We start from the raw sequence: 19,672 nt of genomic DNA on the forward strand, positions 1-19,672 counted from the left end.
GATCCGCAATCCCCGGCGGGGGTTGAAACCGGCTCGCATCCAGGGGCGATCCGCAATCCCCGGCGGGGGTTGAAACCCCCGCCTAATAGCGCAAGTCGGTTAAAACCGACTGAAATGCTTTTATTGTACGGTTCCGAGTTAGTTTTTAACCGAATGCAACCGAATGCAAGGGATGCGGCTCTTATTTTAATCTCCGGTCTCGGGATATTATTTTAACGCAGGGATTGGAGAATCTGGGCAATTTCTTCCACGGTGAGGTCTTCATCGAGCAAAACCCGCTTTCCGTCTGCACTTTCCACCACCACATCCATATTGCCTTGGCGCTGTTGTTTTGCTTCGAGATACCACTGGCGAATTTGTTCGGCAATCTGCAAGCTTCCGGCAACAATGCCTACAATTGTGGCAACGGTGGTTAACCCTTCGGTTTTTTTCGGTTCCGCCGGTGTCTCTATACTACCGGATAATCCGGGAATGGCGAGTAAGTCTTGCGCCGCCTCTGCGGACCGGTTTGCCTCGATCGCGATCTTAATTTGTCCCATCGGTACTCCTTGCGATAACCCTCGGTCAATTATACTCAATCTATAGCCCTGTGGCGCATGGCTTACGCGCTTTGCCCGTGCCTCGGCCCGATTTCAATCCCCCGCCATTTCAGAGGGTGCGTGACCCCCGAACTACATTTTGTCTTCTTCCCACTCATTTACTGGCGGGGGTCACGCACCCTCCGGTGCCTACCCTGGCGCGATTTCAATCCCCCGCCTTTCTACTCCACAGATAAAACCGGACAATCCACCAAATAAGGCGAATCAAACTCGGTCATTTCTCCTGCTTTCTTCCCGGGAATGGGGAACAAGCGGGCAGAAAGAGGCTTATCCAATTTAATCGCTAAAGATGCCACATCCAGCAAAATTGCTTCAATCTTATCCACAGAAAGATTGCCAGGAAGGGGTACGGTATCCAAACCGCAACCGCAAACCGAAGAATATAATAAAAGATGGGTCAGATTGTAGGTTGCATCGGTAGCGCGTTGGGCCAATCCCACATCTTCGCAAACCGGCAGCATCAAGCCAGAATATCCGCACAGCGTCACGGATAACCCTTTGAGAACGCGGGTTATAAGATGAGAAATTGCCAGAGTTCCGGAGTGACCGAATCGGGCTAATTCGAGTTTTTCATAAGCATAAGCGATGCTTGCTTTTTTGTCAAGAGCCGGAACCACCGAGGCATCGATTCCGCCGTAGGGGACTTCCAGGGTTTCGGAAATTTCTCGGGCGATCGCCTCCACATTTTCTAACGCTTCTGCATAGATTTCTTGCAATTTTTCTTCTGCCTTTTCCAGATTTTTAGCGGCGGAAAAGGCTTGCATCAGCAAATCCCCGGATTCCAAGCCCAGGGAAAAGGCCATTTCCCCCTCATGGTACGCAGCGGGAAAAAAGGGAATTCCCGGGGGACAATTCGCGGAAGCGCAAAAGCGAAAATTACCCACCCCGGTTTCGGTATTTTCGGCGATTTCTTTTATCACTTCTGCCGATTCGCGGACGCTAGGTAAATCGATACCGTTTTCGGCATCGCCGATTTTGCTGGAACAGTAAATCAGGGAAGTATTCTTGTTAATTGTCGGAATCAGGGAAATGGTTTGCGGATTATCCACATAGCCGATATTAAACCCATCGAGTTTCAACTTTTGACAAAGGGTTTCGAGGTTTTGCAATTGTTCGAGCATTTCCGAGGCGGAAAAATCCAGGAGATAATCGGCCCAAGAATTGGTACAAACGCGAGTGGATTGCACTTCATAGCCTTTTTGCTGAAAAAACTGCTTGGCTTGATGATTGAACCGGGCAGCTTTTTGCACGATCGCCTCATCTTTAGGAGAGTCGAGGACAATACCGGTAGTAATGGTTCTAATTTTCATCAGAGCTTGGGTAGTGATTTGCGTGAGATCCGTTCCAGGTTATAGGATTGCTTGGGGGAAACGATCGCCCGGTGGATTCTGTCAGGTTGCCCGTTTCCTCATCTAGCACTTTAATCACCTGATTATAAAGGGCTTCGGCTTGTTGCGGGGAATTCCCGATACTGGTTAAGCCAATTTTGCCAAATTGCGACAAACAGCCCATCAGATGAAAAACGCTGCCGGTTTCGGTACTGGTATCGAAATGCAGTTGGCGATCGGCGATAATATCCATTAAATCATTGGGAAGCAAGCCGATATAGCGGTTTTTTTTCAGGTTATCCGTAGCGCGATAAAATTTCGCCCGTCCGTGTTGGCTGTAAAATAAACCAGTGGCGCGATCGTATCGTCCTTTAGTGAGCAATTTAAGGCCCATAAAGGGATGAGTGGTTCCCCCTTTGCGGAGGTTAATTTCAATCGCAAACACCTCCCACTCGACGCGATCGCCAACCTGCTGCGGAACGGCGATAAAGTCTACCCCATAGCGTTCTAATGCGCCTTTATCCGCCAAGTTTTGGCCGACGCGCATGCCTAAATCTTGCAACTGCAATCGATAGGCTTCATCGGCGGGAAAGCGACAACCGAGAAAAATTTGCCCGTCACTTCCGCCGAGAATTTGGTCGTGAGTGGAGAGAATTTCTACCTCTTGGCTGGGAGTAATCCGCCCTTGCACGCTAGGCGATCGCTTATTTTTCCCTGCGATAAATGCTTCGGCAATTGCCCCTAATTCCGGGATGCGACGGGAAAAGTTATCCCAAGTTTCCCCATTAGCTTGAAAGCGCATCAAAGGAAAGCGATCGCGCAGGGCTTTGACCCGTTCTCCGGGGGAAAATTCATTTAAAAATCGCAAATCGAGCAGGGCATTTCCTTCTCCGGAAAACCCTTCATTCAGTTTAATCACCATTTGCGATAAGGGTTGGTTTTTCTCCCAGACTTCTACCGTGGCTTCGGCTAAATCTTCGGCGGTCCAGACCAACTCGCTACCGGGGGGATGGGGGATACCGCATTCGGCAAAAATTTGCCGCGAACCGCTTTTGGTTCCCCATTCTAACAAGTCCGGATCGAGGGCGAGTAATGGAATGTCCAGTTTCACCGACAATTCCCGTTCGTAAGGGGTGGAATTGTAACAAATCATGTAGGATTTTTCCGGTCGCAATGCTTGGCGGATGCGTTCCATTAAGCGCGGGCGATCGAGGATTTTTTGCGTGAGAGATTTGGGAGAAGAGTCGTAGGTGGAAAACAACAGCAGGCGATCGCGGGCGTGGGAAAAGGGGATTCCGGGTAGCAGGTGCAGGTAATATTCGATCGCCATTGGATGCAACGGTTGCGAGGTGACGTAAATTAACCGCGTTCGAGGATTTTGCAAGCGCATTAAGGAAAACAGGTGGCGTTCTTCGTAGTGGGCGACGCCGGGAATTTTTTGCAGTTCTTGCGAGTCGAGGGTCAGAGAAGCCACGACTAAAATATCGCAATCGCTGCGGTCAAATTCATCTATCTTTTGCCAGCGATCGCGCAACTGTGCCTGCAGGCGGCGAAATTCTACCCCATAATTGGCCGGTAATTGGTTTTGAGTTAGCATAACCTCGACTCCCTCTCGATTCCAATACTTGTAATTTTACCGAGTCGGCGATCGGTCTCGAGCAAAATTGTCATATTTAGTAACATTTACTACGCCCACTTTGGCAAAACTGCCTCAATTCGTGGCTTTGCGCCTTCCAGGGTCGCCCCCGCCCGGTGTTTTTACCCATTACCCGAACCAAACCAGAAGGAAGTTGTCCCTTCCTCGCCCAGGGTCGCCCCAGGGGATTCCTTCGCCCCCCATTCACACTCAAGGGCGATCGCGCCTGAGTGTTTTTTATACCAAATCTCTCAATGCAGCGAACCGCCGAATTAAACAATATGTAAATCAACACAATAAAAGCGGGAGATTGAAATCCCCCGCGTTTGAGTAGCGTTCCCCCGGCGGTTGTATCACTCGGGGTTCTGGAGATAGAGAACGCCCCTAGGGGTGGAAACCCGAGGGCGATCGCGCCAGATATCTGCACCGTCGAACCTTATTTTGCCACAGACTATGCCACCGTAGAACGGGTCGAATCGTTAGGGGGTTTTGCGGGCAATAAAATCAAGCGATCGCCGGATTTTTCCCCATTCTTCCCATTCCCCTGCTGACTTTCTTCTGACAAAAACAGCTCGCGAATCAAGCGCGCTAGGGCACGTTGCGCCAAACCGCTGGCAATTTTCTGACCCATTTTTTGCGTTTCCGGCTTCATCAGCAGCGGCGGAATTTGTTGCATCAATTCATTAGTATCAAAGCCGCGCGTTTCTTGCAGAATTGCCCAAATGCGTTTGATATGTTCTATTTTCTGCAAATCCGCATTGCTGGTGTTGGCGGGAGCAGGGGTTTTGGGTTTTTTCAAGCCCACCCATTCTTGCACCACAGACCCGGCATTGGTGAGGGCATCTCGCGACAACCCATCTAAACTTTTAATCAGTTCTTCCACAATGCGATCGCGAATAAACTCACCCCGTTCGGACAACAAAAATTCCAACGCTTGATTCAACCCTTGCGACAGGTCGAAATCATCGCTATCTTTTGCATTTCGCAACAGATTTTCCAACCGATTCCAGCGAAATTCTCCTTCTTTAAACAGTAAATCGCGCAGAGACGAGCGCAACTCCGGTGAAGAATCGGTTAACAACCGTTTCGCCACATACGGATAAGCTTTGCTCAGCACTTTAAACTCGGGGTCTACATTAATCGCAATCCCTTCCAACGTCACCAAAGACCGAATAATCAATGCATAATAGGCCGGCACCCGGAAAGGATACTCGTACATCAGTTCCGAGAGTTGGTCCGTAATGCTTTTAAAATTCAGTTCGGCAACGCTTGCCCCCAACGCATCATTAAACACATTGGCCAACGCGGGAATAATCGGCGTTAAATCCGTATCCGGGCTTAAGAACTCTAATTTAACGTAATCTTGCGCCAAGCCTTCAAAATCCCGATTCACCAGGTGAACCACCGCTTGAATCAAGCCATAGCGCTGATAGGATTTTACCTCGCTCATCATCCCAAAATCGAGGTAAGCGAGCTTATTATCTTTGGTCGCCAGCAGATTGCCCGGGTGCGGGTCGGCGTGGAAAAAGCCATGTTCTAGCAACTGGCGCAGGGAACAGTTCACCCCCACTTCAATCAGATATTTCGCGTCAATGCCTTGGGCTTTTAACGATTCGAGTTGGGTTAATTTCGTCCCGGCGATCCACTCCATTGTCAGCACCCGGCGGCGGGTGTATTCCCAATAGATTTTAGGGATGTAAATATCCTGCAGATGGCCGTATAATTCGCGGAAGCGATCGGCATGTTGGCCTTCTGTGGTGTAGTCCATTTCTTCATAGATGCGCGTGCCAAACTCATCCATGATGGCCACCAAATCGCTGCGAACTTGTTTGAGATTGTTTTGCGCCCAAATACACAATTGACGCAAAATATAAATATCGCGAGCCATCCGTTCGGCGAGACCGGGGCGCTGGACTTTTACGGCTACGGTTTCGCCGGTTTTCAGTTTGCCTTTGTAAACTTGGCCGAGGGATGCCGCCGCCACCGGATCCGGGGTCAGTTCGTCGTAAATGACATCCGGGCGATCGCCGAGTTCTTCTTCAATAAACTGATAGGCCACTTCGTTGGGAAAAGGCGGCAATTGGTCTTGCAATTTAGCCAACTCTTCCAAATACAACGGCGGTACCAAATCGGGACGAGTGGACAAGGCTTGACCCACTTTAATAAAAGCCGGCCCTAACTGGGTCAGCATGATTCGCAGTTGTGCGGCGCGTCGCCGTTGGTTTTTTTGGCTGCGACCCCGTTGTTTGTCCCACCAAATCCCGAATGCCAATTTCAACATCGGCCACAAAATGGCGAACCGACGCCCCCAAACTTCTAAGGGACGGCGGCTATAATACTCGGTAATGGCAACCGGGTCGTACATCAAAGCGTCGGTTTCCGCTTCTACGGTGGGGGCTGCCGATCGCTCCGGTATCGGGGCAATGGGTGCGGGTTCGGCTTCCACAGGAATCGTCTGCGGGGGTGCCTCCCCGGGAATTTTTTCCAACCCAGAAGCCTTGCCGGCAACGGCATCAGCTTGTGTTGGGCGTGAGGAACGAGATACGGGCTTAACTTGCATAAATTCGGAACCTAGTTGGGGAACCATGTTAATTATTGTAACAATTCGTTTCCATCACACCGTCACTCGATTGGCAGAATTTTCCGATCGCCGGGAAAACAACCTGGGGAATTGCAGTTGAGCCATCCATCATGGGTAAAAACCGAACCGCGAGGTCCAAGCCACCGACAACCGAGTCTCAATCCCCCCGATCGCGCTCAATTCCATCGCAAAGGGCGCGATCGCTCAAATCCAAATTCCCATTCGTCTCTAAATAATCCCCCACCCACTCGCAACTTGCCGCCAGTATATTTTCCAACTCGATCGCCTGCTGCAAATCCCACACGATCGCGATGGCATCGACCCCCGCCGACACCAATTTTTTCCCATCGGCACTAAATTCCACCGACCACACGCGCCCTTGATGACCGTTCAAAACCGCTAACTGTTTGCCATCCGCACTCCACAGGTTGACATTCCCCTGCATGCCGGTACTGGCGAGCATTTCACCATCGGGACTAAACGCGATCGCCGGAATCATGTCATTCCCCTTCATACTGAAACTGGCGCGCAAGGTGCCATCAGTGCCCCACAGCTTCACCGTATCGTTGCGACTGCTAGAGGCCAACACCCTGCTATCGGGCGAAAACGCCAAACCCAACACCGTCCCTTCGTGACTCTCCATCGACTGTCGCAGATTGCCATCCCTGTCCCACAGGTTCACAAACCCACTGGTTCCTCCCGAGGCCATCCATTCCCCATCCGGACTGAACGCCACCTGCCAAACTTTATCCTCATGGGGCAAACTATACAACAATGTACCATCTCGCTGCCACACTTTCGCCGTGCGATCGCCGCTGGCACTCATCAGCCACTGGCTGTCGGGACTAAAGCGCACCGACCACACCGCATCCTGATGTTCCTCTAAGGTGGCGAGTTCCGTGGCCCCTGTGCCGGTTGGCGACAGTTCCCACAGTTTCACCGTGTTATCGTAACTCGAAGTAGCTAACAATGTGTTATCCGGGGAAATATCCACCCCCAACACGCCACCCGTATGTCCCGGTAGAGTCGCCAGCAACTTGCCATCCACTCCCCACACTTTGGCTACCCGGTCGTCACTCCCGGACACCACAAACCGCCCATCCGGGGAAAAACTCGCATCTAACAGATCGTTCTCGTGCCCGCGCATAACCGTCAGCATCGGGTGATTGAACCGCCACAGTCGAATCGTTTTATCTTCACTGGCAGAGGCGAGAGTCTGGCCATCGGAACTGAAACTCACACTCCAGATGCGGCTGTTGTGACCGCTGAGAGTGTATAATAAAGTGCCATCTGCGCTCCACAGTTTGATATCATTTCCCAAATCGGCAGTGGCGAAGGCAATGCCGCGACGACGGGCGAGACTCTCTGGCGGGCTAAACGCCACCGACCACACCCACCGACCTTCCATCGGCAAAGTAGCCAAAACCGTGCCATCGGTACGCCAATGTTTGGCAGTGCCGTCATTGCTGCCGGAAAGGAGGGTTTCCCCGTCGGGACTAAATTTCACGTCCCACACCGCATCGGTATGGCCGGTCAGGGTGCGAATCTCCGTGCCATCGGTGCGCCATAATTTTACCCGGTTGTCTTGGCTGCCAGTGGCGAGGATATCCCCGTCGGGGGAAAAGGCGATCGCTTCGAGACCAGCGCTATGCCCGCGCAAGGTGGCGGTTTTCTCCGCATCCACCCACCCTTGCTTTCCCCGACGCCAGAGAATGGCGGTTCCGTCTTCACTGGCGGTGGCGAGGGTCTCGCCATCGGGGGAAAAGGCAATGCTGCGAATGCTGTTGCCATGACCGGTGAGGGTGGCGATCGCCCTCCCGTTGCGCGTCCAGATTTTGGCCGTTTTGTCACTACTCGCAGAGGCGAGGAATTTGCCATCCGGGGAAAAGGCTACGTCTAAAATGTCTCCGGTGTGACCGGTGAAGCTGTGGAGTAACTCACCATTGCGCCCCCAGAGTTTTATCGTATCGTCGTTGCTACCGGTGGCGAGATATTCGCCATCGGGGGAAAACACCACCCGCCAGATGAGGTCTTGATGACCCACCAATCGGTTAAATTCGTCGGCCCCGTAAAAGCTGCGCCGCAGGACGCTTTCTACCTTGCCGGTGATGTCCGGGGGTGGGGACTCCACGGTTCCCATCAGTTTTCGGGCGCGCAGGGCGGTGATTAGGGCATCGAGGTGTTGATTTTGGTTGAATAAGGCTGAGGCGGAGGTGACAAGGGCTTTAATTTCCCCGATCCGCGCTTGTCTTTCGCTGGCGATCGCTTGCCGATACTGCCAAAATGCGGTGATTCCTAACCCGGATGCTAACACCAATGCAGCACTCAAGGCGGCGAGAAATAATCGTTGCAGTTTGGCGGTGTTTCGTTCTTGTGCGAGTTTGGCTTGGATTGCTTTGGATTTTTCGGCTTCTAATTTGAGTTGCATTTCTTGGCGATCGAATTTCTCACAAGCCGCTAAAAATTGATAGTCTAAATCGCTCAAACTTTTTCCCTGCGCCCAGCTTCGGGCATCTCTGAGGGCTTGCCCGCGCAGCAGTCGCGAGGTATCTGTTTGCTGGGAGGCAATCCAGGCATCTAAGGTTTGGGAATACGGTCGCAGTTGCCCGAGTTGCGCTTTCACCCACTGCAGGTTAAAAATTTCTCGATAAATTCTATTTTTGATTTGTAAAATATCTCCCTGTTTGACAATTAAGCCACACAGCAGCAAGTTCATTTTTTCCGGGCTTTCATCTGCGGTTACGGCTGGGTTTTCTCCCGCTTGCGCTTGCAAAATTTGCTGGTAAATTCCCAGCATTCTCCCCACGGATTTTTCCTGGCGCATAATGCGATCGCGGATGGTTCGCAAGTGCTCTGGTTCGTCCTGCGATTCCCAATTCTGGAGAATTCGCGATCGCACCAGTTCTCGGATGAAATATTGCGGGTCGCCTCGGGATGGGTTTTTGCTCCCAGTTACTTTTTCCCAGTCTGACTCGACTACAATCGAACATAATTTTTGCGTTAAAAATGGTTGCCCGTCGGTCCAGGCTAATATCTCTTGCAATACCGCCTGCGGGTTTTTGATGTTTTTGGCTTCAAATCCCACCCCTAGGGGTTGGGCTTCTTCTACAGTGAAGCCGCGCAATTCTATCGGCTTGCCAATGTTAAATGGCGTCCGCTTTTTATCCGCAATTAGGTCCCCCGGAGTCGCCACTCCAAAAATCCCAAAGCTCAATCGGTTGTATTCTGGATTGATGGGACGTTGATTGTAACAGGCGCGAATGTAGGCAAAAAAATCATCCACGGGAAAGTCTAACCCCAAAACGCTATCGATTTCATCGATGAGGATGACGATTTGACTCTCGGGAAAGTGAACCTGCAATATTTCTGCAATAAACTGATTGAGTTTTTGGATGAAGGATAGGTCTTCTCTTTCCCGCCACCAGGTTTTTAAGTTGAGTTTTCCCCATAAGTTAAAATTGCGCCATAAGTCGGTGACGATTCCTTTGTACCATTGCAACGGGGTGATTTCTTCACTCCCGATCGCGCTCAAATCTAGGGTCGCGCATTTGACTCCTGTTTGTTGCAGTCGTTGGCGAGTCCGAACCAATAAGGAGGATTTTCCCATCTGTCGGGAATTGAGCACGTAGCAAAATTCGCCTTTTTTTAAAGCCTCCTGTAGTTGGGCGTCGGCTTGGCGAACCACGTAGGTCGGCGCATCGATCGCAAGGCTACCGCCGACTTGGTATTGATATTCGCTGGGATTTTCTAGGGTTAGCACGATGGGGTGGAATAGAAAACAACAATCAACCGATCTTGGGTCAGTTCGTTACTCGAGCAGCTTTGACGTTTGCTTTTCCATACACCCTGAGTTTGGCACGGGTCCTCTTCCAGGAATTATACCTTAATTTGCCAGGGTTTTCGTCTATTCCAACAATCCATAATCCAGTTTTTCGCTGACGGTGACGCGATCGCGCCCCTTCCTTTTCGATTGATAAAGCGCTTCATCAGCCGCACTCACCAGGATTTCCGGCAATTCTTCCGAGGTGGGAATGGTGCAAGCCACGCCTAAACTTACGGTGAGAATGGGGGAAACGCCACCCATGCGATATTCGTCATGGGTGATTCCCAATCCTTTGATTTCTTCTCGGATTCTTTCGGCTAAGTAAAAGGCACTAAATGCTTCTTTCCCCGGCAAAATCACCGCCAGTTCTTCCCCGCCATACCGCGCGGCAATTTCTTTTGGTCCTTTGAGCAATTTTTGAATCGTATCGGCTACTTTTCGCAAGCATTTATCGCCGGCGGGATGTCCGAAGCTATCGTTATAAATTTTGAAAAAGTCGATGTCGCATAAAATTAAGGACAGGGGACTATTTTCTGCGGCCAAGTTTTCCCACTCTTCTTGCAGGTTGGTATCAAAAAAACGGCGGTTGGGAAGCTGGGTGACGCCATCAATATTGACTAATTGCGTTAACTGTTGGTTGACTTGTTCTAATTCCTGTAGGCGAACGCTATAATTTGACAGGCTTCGGTTTTGCTGGCTGAAATAGCGGCGATATAACTGACAAGAAACCTGGCAGCGATCGCCTTCTAGCTTCACCAGTCCCATGCTTTCGAGTTTGTACGCCGCGATCGCTTCGAGTTTCACGCTTCCTTCGGTGGCGATCGCCTCTTGCAATGCCGCGTCTAATTCGGGATCTTCGCGCAAGGTCGCTAACAACTCTTGTAAGTGATTCCGATAAATTCCGCTGGCGGTGGGCGCTTGCTCTAATAACTGCTCTAGGCTCACTCCTTGACAAGCCAAATGATACAGGGCACACTGGATTAAATACGGATGTCCCCCCACTAGATTCATCAGTTCTGTGGCGTTTTTGTTATCTCGCCACCCTAGTCCATACCGTTGCGCTAAATCAATAATCTGCTCTAATGTAAGTTCGGGTAATTTAATCGGCGAACCCACATTAAAGGGGGATTGATTGAGATTTAAAGGCACGTAAACTTCGGTGGAATGAACCACCACCAGTCTCAGTTTCTCGAAGCTCTCTGCTTGTTTCGCGCTTTCATGCCAAGAGCGCAGCAGGGGCAGAAAGTCTTTGGCAATCTTGGTATGCTCAAAAACTTGATTGACTTCGTTTAATGCTAATAACAGCGGCGCGTTGATTCCCTCGAGCAAATACCCTTGAAAATACAGGGTACAACTGACTTTGCTGCCAATATCTTCGTCCCAATATTCATCGAGCATCGGCTTGAGGTGCAATTGCCGCGCTACGTTGGCACAAAACCAGCGCAAAAATTTATCGAGGGACGCAAAAACTTCTTCCTCGGCTTGCTGAAAGTCCACAGTTGCCTTATGATATCCTAGCTCGGTGGCTTGGTCAATAATCCGCAGCATCAGGGAGCTTTTGCCCATTTTTCGCGGTGCTTTGATCCGAATCACGCTCCCCGGTTGGCACAGAAGGCGGTAGCTATTCTGCTCGATTGGGGGTCGCTCAATGTAAAAGTGGGAATTGAGGGGCAACGGTCCACCGGGAAAGTGGAGGTCTTTTGCGGGTTGGTTCGCGATTTGCTGATTTGACATGGTTCGCCTGGGTTGTTGGTTTGGCGGTGGATTGGCGGGGAATGACGATCGCATGCTTGGGCGATCTCTGCTCAATTGGATGCAGAGGGTCGCTTCGCCCCGTGCCGTTACGGAAGTTTAGCCCCTGGATTGGCGATCGCATTTGGCTATGACGCGCTTTTGCTGTTACTGTCTCTTTACCATACTCGACGCAGTTCCCCTCCCTCCAAGCGCTCCTATTTTCATTTTTAACACTATATCCGTCCCGGCGGTGGAAGCTTGTTCCTTCGCAGTTTAGCAAAACGTTTTTTCACCAGAAGTTTCGGCGCTGTTCCTATCCTCGGGAAAGGAGGCGATCGCGGCGCGTCGCTCTTTCTGTGGCTTCCCCCTTTCACCCCGGTTTTCCCACTGCCTCAATTTTTATCTGGCTTTCATTTAGTGATTCGTGGGGGATGGCGATCGCTCTCCACTGCAGTGACTCTCCTTTTTCCCCACTATCATGTAAACTATTATATATCTGTAATTTAAGCAACAAACGCGAAAAATAGATAAGCGGGTTGGCATATCGAGCGCCCAACTCGCCTTAAGCTAAGTGATGGTCTCGGGAGCGATCGTCAGCCAATTGAACTCCACAGAGCGACCCGTTCCCCCACATCGCCACAGGTGGGGGTCAAGGAGCGTCAGAATAGTGCGACAATAAACTCATCTAAAGCGCTACAGTAAAGGGCGGGAAAGATATCCCTCACACCCCGCCTACCCCACCGCTTTTAGAAAATCGAGCAGAGCATTGTCCAGGGAAACGCCAGCCCACTTCAGGTTAAAGCAGGCCAATGGCGTGGGTGGGAAGAGCGCATGGGAGGGCAATGAAAATGCCGATGCCAAGGGCAAGCCAGTGCCTGATGATGTTTTTTCCCAGAAAAAAGAGGGTTTGGCATCGGAAATCGTTGTCGCGCAGGTAGAGCATCTGAGGATGGCGAGGGGATGTGGGAGAGCCGATCGCGCCGTCGGCTTAATTATCTGCGAGAACCCAAGTTTTTTGCGCGACCCAAGCGCCATCCCATTCTTCTGGGGGTGGGTTTTTCAGCAGACGCTGACAGCGTTTCAAATGCAAGCGAGCGGCGCGATCGTTGCTATCGATTTCGAGAACCGTAGCAAATTCACCCATTGCCACCGCAAACTTGCGATTCAGATAATATTGGCGTCCTTTATCGTAATGTTCCATCACCTCTTGGCTTTTCGGGGGAATGGACTCCTCCTTGAGGCCCAAATATTGATAAAGTGCCACCGGTTGGTGATTCGAGCGCATTCGGATGCGATCGAGTTCTCGCGACCAAATTCGGTCTTTGCAATACTCGTAAGTTTTTTCGCCGATGACGATATCGCAGCCATACTGATCGCTGACGCCTTGGAGGAGATAGCCCAGATTGATTCCATCTCCCACTGCGCTGAACTGTAACGTGCGATTAGCCGCCACATCATTACTGATTGCCACATCGGAATTAATCCCGATGCCCATTGTAATCGGCGGTTTATTTTCTCCTGCCCGATGGCGATTAAACGCTTCAAGCTGCTGGTGCATGGCGATCGCGATTTCCAGCGCCACCCAGGCATGATTGTCCAAAGGCTCGGGCGCACCCAATACCACCACCAACGAATTACCAATACAAGCAATTTCGAGTTGATTATCCAATCTTTGCTTGTACTTTTCAACCGCTTCGAGCATCGATTGAAAATAATCATGCAGCAGATCGGCCACTTCTTCTGCTGCCAAATTTTCTGTTAATCTGCTGTAGCCGCTAATTTCGGCGAATAAAACCGAAACCTCATGGCGGGCATCGCTACCGTTTACCATATTTCATACAAAATGTCAACCAAAGATCCAATCCAGAGGGAGAAATCAGGAGTTAGAGAGGCACGACGCGCCCTCGTTTGACTCCTGACTTCACAGCGTCGATCCATGAGAATAGGATACTACTTTTCAGTCAGCTTCCAGACGCCATCCCAGTCATCCGGTGGGGGTTCTACAACAAAGTGCTGACAGCGCTCCATATGCACCGCCGCCGCTTTATTGTTTTTATCGATTTCCATAACTTCCCCAAACTCTTTGAGTGCTTTGGCGAACTGGCGCGAGAGATAATATTCGCGACCCTTAGAATAGTGTTCTACGATTTTCAGTTTTTCTTCCGGTATCGGATCCGATTTCAGACCCACCAGTTCGTAGATTTTCACCGGTTCGCTTTTTCCCTTCACCGTAATGTAGTCGAGTTCTCTGACATAAATTTTATCGGCACAGGGAAGATAGGTTTTTTCGCTAATGACAATATCCGTGCCATACATTTTACTGGTTCCTTCCAGACGAGAACCCAAATTCACCCCATCGCCGATGGAGGTCAGTTCCATGCGTTTGCTCGAGCCGATATTACCGCTGACCACCTCATCCGAGTGGATCCCAATCCCGATTTTAATGGTTTGCTTACCCTCCGCTTCGCGGATGTTGTTGAACTCGATTAAGCGTTTCCGCATTTCCACAGCAGTTTGCACCGCGCACCAGGCATGATCCTTGAGCGGTAGCGGCGAACCGAACACCGCCATAATTGCATCCCCGATGTACTTATCCAGGGTGCCTTTGTACTTAAATACCGCGTCCACCATCGACTCGAAGTATTCGTTGAGCATGGCGACCACTTCTTCAGCTTGCATCCCTTCAGTGAGGGTAGTGTAGCTGCGGATATCGGAGAACAGCACCGAGACTTCTTTGCGCTGACCCCCCAACCCGGTATCTCCCGAGGCGAGCAACTGTTCCGCCACTTCCTGAGTCATGTAGCGGTACATGGTGCTCTTGAGGCGTTTTTCATCGCTGATGTCTTCCATCACCACCAGCGCGCCATAGACATTGGTGGGATCCGAGGCATCGGCAATGGAGTTGATCGACAAGTGGATGCTGTGTTCTTCGTCGTTGCTCGCGCATACCAGGGTTTGATCCGGGTAATACTGCTGACGGGCTTTTTCGTCTTTGCCTTCTAGGGCGGCATCAAACCACTTGGAGAAGTCTCCGGCTTCCAGACGGATCAAATCGCGTACCAACTTGCCTTCCAGGCGATCGCTATTTTCCATCCCCAGCAAGATCCGAGCGCTTTCATTTGCGGCAATCACATGTCCCGACTTATCCGTAGAAATCACCGCATTACTCAGACTCCGGAGGATATCGCGCTGGAGTTGCTCTTGCTGCTTAACCGTAGCAAACAGCTTCGCATTTTGCAGCGCCACTCCCGCTTGGGTATTAAACGCCTGCATGAATTCCTGGTCCGAGCGATTAAAACTCGCTTTCCAGCAATCGGGTGCGTTGGGCCATTCCGAGGGGTCGTAAGGCGGATGCTCCCCTTGTTTCTTTTTATTAACCAGTTGCGTCACCCCGATGAGTTCTCGATCGGAGTTAAACACCGGCATACAGAGCAAACTGCAAGTTCGGTACCCGCTGGTTTGGTCTACCCGCTTGGAAGTTTCCGACCCCTGATGATCGTACAGGTCAAACGGAATATTCAGCGGTTCCCCGCTTTTCGCCACCGTCCCGGCATAGCCCACCCCCATCGGGATGCGAATTTCTTTCAATTCGCCACGCGGTCCGATGGGAATTTTCGTCCACAGGTCATTTTTGTCGCGATCGATCAGCCACAGGGTGCTGCGATCGGCATTCATTAGCTGTTTCGCCTCATCCATCACCTTTTTCAAGGTTTCTTCCAAATCGAGGCTGCTCTTGCTCAAAGATTGCGTCGCCGACATGAGGGCCGCCGCTGCCCGTTGTCGTTGCGTCGCTTTATAGAACGATCGCGAAGATTCCAGGATCAAGCGAATCGAAGGAGCAAACTCTTCAAAAACGTTTTCATCCTCTTCGGTAAACCCCTTGGCATTAATCCGTTCTGATAGGGGCGCTTCTGGATCGTGGAGTTTTTTTAACTTATTCAGTAATTGAACCACCGCCACCAGATCCCCTTGCTCGTTCAACAAAGGCATGCAGAGCATGGTGTAGGTGCGGTAGCCGGTTTTTTTGTATTGTTCTTTAGCCGCTCCCGAGCGGGGATCGTCAAAGAAATCAAACGGAATATTGACGACTTTTTTAAAGGTAGCCACTTCTCCGGCAATGCCTTTATCTGCCGGAATCCTAATTTCTAGGGGTTTTCCCCCCTCTCCTTTGGCGATAATCGACCACAGTTCGTTTTTTTCTTCATCGAGTAGAAAGATAGTGGAGCGATCGGCTCCGAGCAGTTCTCCCGTTTTCAGGGTAATCGAACGCAACATTTCGTCGAGGATGGCATCAAACCCTTGGCTGTCGAGCAGGCTGTCGAGCATGGAGAGGGTTTGATTGACAACTTCTAACTTTTCTTCGACGTCTTTGACGACTTGAGTGAAGCTGTCTTTGTTTAGCGGAGCGAGAAAGGCGGAGAAGGTTCCCTGCGTCCGCGCTAATGCGCTACTACTATGGTTATTTGGCGGAGCAGATGTTGCGTCACTCTTGGGTTCCGAACTCTTGGGTTCCGATCGTTGATGCACTTGCTTGCCTTCTACTTGCGGGGTCACATCAATGACGGCACCACTACTGTGGTCCCAACCCTTGGGATTTGGAGATGCAGCTGTCATAGCAATCTATACTCTTTACTTCAGACCAGGAGTCAGCGAACGTCGCATTAGTGTGTGAGTATCCTGTCGAAAAAGCCTTTGGGATTTGTGGTACGAAGCCAAACCGATCCAAGACTACTTCTCAGTTTACTCTCTCCTTAAATCAATAGACATCGGATCCACGAAATGGCTTTCGTTTGGAGGAATCAGGTGGCTGAGGAGCGCTTGTCGGTATCCGAGGGGGGAGTTTTCATCCCCTCCAGAGCACAGCGACCCCCCAAGACGATTAAGAGCGCTTGTGAAAATTTTGATATGAGCGATGCTTTTTTTGATGTGCCCCTTTGTACGATTTTTTACGTTTGTCAGCATTTCTCTAAACTTCAAGCTCAAGGGTGGACCGGAAAGTGGATGTTTTCCGAAATCGGCGTGCTGTTAGTGGAACGGCTCTTTGAGGCCCGATCGCCTCTAATGCCTGGGGTTTATCGCCTGAGATGGCGATCGCCGAACCTTCTGTCTCGGATCTAGACGTTCTTGCTGACGATTGTATTATTTTGGCACAAGAAACGGAACAATTCATCCACAACGCTCATCAACTCGCGTTCCCGTGGCTGTCATCCCCCAACCCACTGCTGCCACTGTCATCCCCCACCCCCTTGACCCGTGATTTTTTTCCCTGTAGGCGAAGGGTTGTTCGTCAAAACTCCCGGAACTGCTACCTGCCGATCGTGGATTGACCCGGGCCAGTTCGCGAGGCGCATCGAAGGCGCTTTTCATCGAACCGATTCGAGAAGCCACCCTGAGTACCGCAAACCCTTGGGTTGGGTCTGAGGTGGGCCTGTGGGTACCGGGCGTGGGAATAGGGCGATCGCGCACCCGAGTGAGGCAGGTACCCTGGGAGCCAAACGTCCCCCTCAATCCTACGGATAATAAAGGATAGCGGCGCTTCTTGTACCCCAATTCTAATCGCAGATTGTTCCGATCGACTAGCGGTGTCACTCACCCCAGGGGCAGGCTGGGGGTTTGGAGTGCCAAGGGCGGGAAAATGGTGGGGAATGGAGGGGGTTTCGCCTGCTACCGCCCCGGGGCGATCCCGGCGGTTTATCGCCGAGGTTAGGAATTAGGGGTAGAGGATGGGGAAGAGGGGGAATCAGAGGCAGGGGGATTCTCATAGCTGAGGGAGCTTCCTTGCCGTAAGGAGGCGGCTTGATTGAGTAAAGATTGCGCCCAGGCGATCGCTTCTTCGGCGGCTTGGCCCCCAGCAAGCTGAGCCAATTCTTCCCGACGTTGGTGGGTTTCCAAGGAGGTGACGCGAATAACGGTGCGCGCCTGTGCAGCCATCACCCATTCTTCTGGTGGCATGGGGGTTGAGTGGGGCTTGTCTGGGTCTGCCTCGATCGCTCCACCCACGGACTCACCGGATTCTTCTTTTAGGCTGCCCACTTCTGGTGTGAGGGTTTCAATCACTTGTTTGTTCACCCGGAAGTGATAGTCAGCCATTGCTGCCACGATCGGTTGGTGGGTGACGAACAGCACTTGTTGTTGGGCGGAAAGCTGGTGCAGCTTTTCGGCGATCGCCCCTGCCACTCGTCCGGAGACCCCCGCATCAATTTCATCAAACACCAAGGTTCCGGCTGTATCCACCTGGGAAAAACAAGCTTTCAAGGCTAGCAAAAACCGACTCATCTCTCCCCCGGATGCCGTTTGAGCCAACGGCTGTAGGGGTTCTCCGGGATTGGGACTAAACAGAAAGCAGACCCGATCGCCCCCGGTGGTGGTAGGGGGAATGGGGCACAGCTCTACTTGAAACTGCACGCGCTCCATTGCCAGGGGTTTGAGTTGCTCTACCAACCGTTTTTGCAACTTATCTGCCCCGGCGCGACGCAACTGGGTTAAGCGATCGCACGCTTGCTGCAATTTTGCTTGTCGTTCGCGGTAAATCTGTTCTAGGGCTTCGATGGAGTGTTCCGCGCCGGTGAGTTCTTCGAGTTCGGCTTGGATCCGCGTGGCATAGGCGATCGCTTCGGCCAAACTCGGTCCGTATTTGCGACAAATATGCTTCAGTTCCCCCAGGCGATCTTCAACCTCTGACAAGCGATCGGGGTCGGCTTCCAAACTAGAACTGTAGCTGCTCATCTGACGTCCGGCTTCGATCGCCTGGGCTAAGGCATCGCTCACCATCTCCAACACCGATTTGAGCGGAGGATCGTATTCCACCATCTCGCTAAGGGTGTTCTCTACCTGCCCGAGTAAATCTGCCGCCGCTGCTGACCCGCGATCGTTTTGGTACAGGGCTTGATAAACTTCATAACTCTGCTGCTGCAACTCCACCACATGAGACAGCCGCTGTCTTTCGCTCTCTAACTGTTCCAACTCGTCGGCCCGGCTCAAATTCGCTTCTGAAAGTTCTTTAACCTGATATTCCAGTAAATCCAACCGTTGCAAGCGCTGCTTTTCGAACTGACGGCTATCTTCCAGCTTCCCCCGGGCGGCGTTGCACTCGGCATACAAACTGGCGATCGCCCTGCGCGCGGCAAGAATCTCTTCACCCCCAAATGCATCGAGCCAGTCGCGCTGACGTGCGGTTTGTCCCAGTTGCACGGTTTGCCCTTGGGCGGTGATTTCTACCAGGCGATCGCGCAGTTGCTCCATTAGCTGCCGATTGACTAACACCCCATTCAGGCGAGAGCGACTTCTCATCGTCCCCCCTTTGGCAACCACCAGTTCCCGACTGACCACCAATAAACTCTTCTCTAACAGTTCGATTTCCTGGTCTCTTACCCACTCCCTGACTTCTGCCTCTAAATCAAAGGTCGCTTCAATCAACGCCCGCCTCGCTCCCGTCCGAATCGCTCTAGCCGTACATTTGCCCCCCAATACCGCATCTACGGCGTCGAGAATAATCGACTTACCCGCACCGGTTTCTCCCGTCAACACGTTCAGCCCCCTGCCGAATTCTAATTCGAGGCGATCGATTAACGCAAAGTTTTCTATCCGCACCGACAGCAACATAACGTTTATTCGTCCTTACACAGAAGATGCTTTCACGGGATCCAAGCGCTTAGCCGGCGTCGGTTCCCTCGCGGTTCGCAACCCCTTGGCTCGCTCCACCACGGGTTTGCTTAGCAACGAATTTACGCCAACAAGCCGATTTCTTGTCCGCTTTTTCTAAAACTACACGAAAAAAACTCGGGAGCTTGGTAGCCCCGTCTCTTTAGAGCGGGGCGGAAAAGCCACGGGCGCGGCTTTAGCCGCAATGATATGATAGACTCCTATCACCAACTCTTTGACCCAAATGAAAGGAGCTTAACATCCCGTGAGGGCAGACTTGCATCATGCAGAAATGTCGGTAGCAAAGGCGTTTCATTGGCGAGAGATAAA

12 protein-coding genes are annotated in these 19,672 nt (G+C 51.5%); 2 read left to right on the forward strand and 10 right to left on the reverse strand.

All coding sequences use genetic code 11. The features are described from left to right. On the forward strand, nucleotides 1-216 hold a 216-nt coding region (locus LKK83_RS19540), incomplete at its 5' end, for a hypothetical protein (protein WP_324632972.1). Here the strand turns inward: LKK83_RS19540 and LKK83_RS19545 are convergent. The 8 genes from LKK83_RS19545 to LKK83_RS19580 all read right to left on the reverse strand — a co-directional run bounded on the left by LKK83_RS19545 (nucleotide 213) and on the right by LKK83_RS19580 (nucleotide 16,315). Beyond that, the gene (locus tag LKK83_RS19545) at nucleotides 213-539 is read right to left on the reverse strand and encodes a hypothetical protein (protein ID WP_324632973.1); all 327 of its coding nucleotides are present in this window, start codon (nucleotides 537-539) and stop codon (nucleotides 213-215) included. The two genes, LKK83_RS19540 and LKK83_RS19545, sit on opposite strands and share 4 nt — an antisense overlap. Before the next feature lie 221 nt (nucleotides 540-760). Then, on the reverse strand, nucleotides 761-1,909 hold the full coding sequence (locus LKK83_RS19550; RefSeq protein WP_324632974.1) for a DUF711 family protein: 1,149 nt from the start codon (nucleotides 1,907-1,909) through the stop codon (nucleotides 761-763). Continuing rightward, on the reverse strand, nucleotides 1,899-3,524 hold the full coding sequence (locus tag LKK83_RS19555) for a peptide ligase PGM1-related protein (RefSeq protein WP_324632975.1): 1,626 nt from the start codon (nucleotides 3,522-3,524) through the stop codon (nucleotides 1,899-1,901). Before LKK83_RS19555 ends, LKK83_RS19550 begins: the two co-directional genes overlap by 11 nt. A 490-nt stretch (nucleotides 3,525-4,014) precedes the next feature. After that, nucleotides 4,015-6,123, reverse strand: coding sequence for an ABC1 kinase family protein (locus tag LKK83_RS19560; RefSeq protein ID WP_442957343.1), 2,109 nt, complete (start codon nucleotides 6,121-6,123; stop codon nucleotides 4,015-4,017). A 178-nt stretch (nucleotides 6,124-6,301) separates the two neighbouring features. Beyond that, a complete protein-coding gene (locus LKK83_RS19565; protein ID WP_324632978.1) occupies nucleotides 6,302-9,904 on the reverse strand; it encodes an AAA-like domain-containing protein in 3,603 nt (1,200 codons plus the stop codon). A gap of 144 nt (nucleotides 9,905-10,048) precedes the next feature. Further along, complete coding sequence (locus tag LKK83_RS19570) at nucleotides 10,049-11,701, reverse strand: AAA-like domain-containing protein (protein ID WP_324632979.1); 1,653 nt, start codon at nucleotides 11,699-11,701, stop codon at nucleotides 10,049-10,051. Nucleotides 11,702-12,689: 988 nt separating this feature from the next. After that, nucleotides 12,690-13,532, reverse strand: a complete 843-nt coding sequence (locus tag LKK83_RS19575; RefSeq protein WP_324632980.1) for an adenylate/guanylate cyclase domain-containing protein — start codon at nucleotides 13,530-13,532, stop codon at nucleotides 12,690-12,692. Between the two features lie 119 nt (nucleotides 13,533-13,651). Further along, nucleotides 13,652-16,315 (reverse strand): GAF domain-containing protein, encoded by a 2,664-nt coding sequence (locus LKK83_RS19580; protein WP_324632981.1) that lies wholly within the window; start codon nucleotides 16,313-16,315, stop codon nucleotides 13,652-13,654. A gap of 291 nt (nucleotides 16,316-16,606) precedes the next feature. Here LKK83_RS19580 and LKK83_RS19585 point away from each other — a divergent pair, with 291 nt between their 5' ends. Continuing rightward, nucleotides 16,607-16,819 carry a hypothetical protein gene (locus LKK83_RS19585; protein WP_324632982.1) on the forward strand — a complete coding sequence of 71 codons (213 nt, stop codon included), beginning with the start codon at nucleotides 16,607-16,609 and terminating at the stop codon, nucleotides 16,817-16,819. Nucleotides 16,820-16,867: 48 nt separating this feature from the next. On the opposite strand, the gene LKK83_RS19590 is transcribed toward LKK83_RS19585, so the two are convergent. Further along, complete coding sequence (locus tag LKK83_RS19590) at nucleotides 16,868-17,290, reverse strand: hypothetical protein (RefSeq protein WP_324632984.1); 423 nt, start codon at nucleotides 17,288-17,290, stop codon at nucleotides 16,868-16,870. Nucleotides 17,291-17,404: 114 nt separating this feature from the next. Continuing rightward, nucleotides 17,405-19,303: a DNA repair protein RecN gene (gene recN / locus LKK83_RS19595; protein ID WP_324632985.1), complete on the reverse strand. Its 1,899-nt coding sequence runs from the start codon at nucleotides 19,301-19,303 to the stop codon at nucleotides 17,405-17,407. Nucleotides 19,304-19,672: the final 369 nt, after the last annotated feature.

Origin of the sequence: Phormidium sp. CCY1219, from assembly GCF_035615515.1 — a bacterium.
In the GTDB taxonomy this organism is placed as follows: domain Bacteria; phylum Cyanobacteriota; class Cyanobacteriia; order Cyanobacteriales; family Laspinemataceae; genus CCY1219.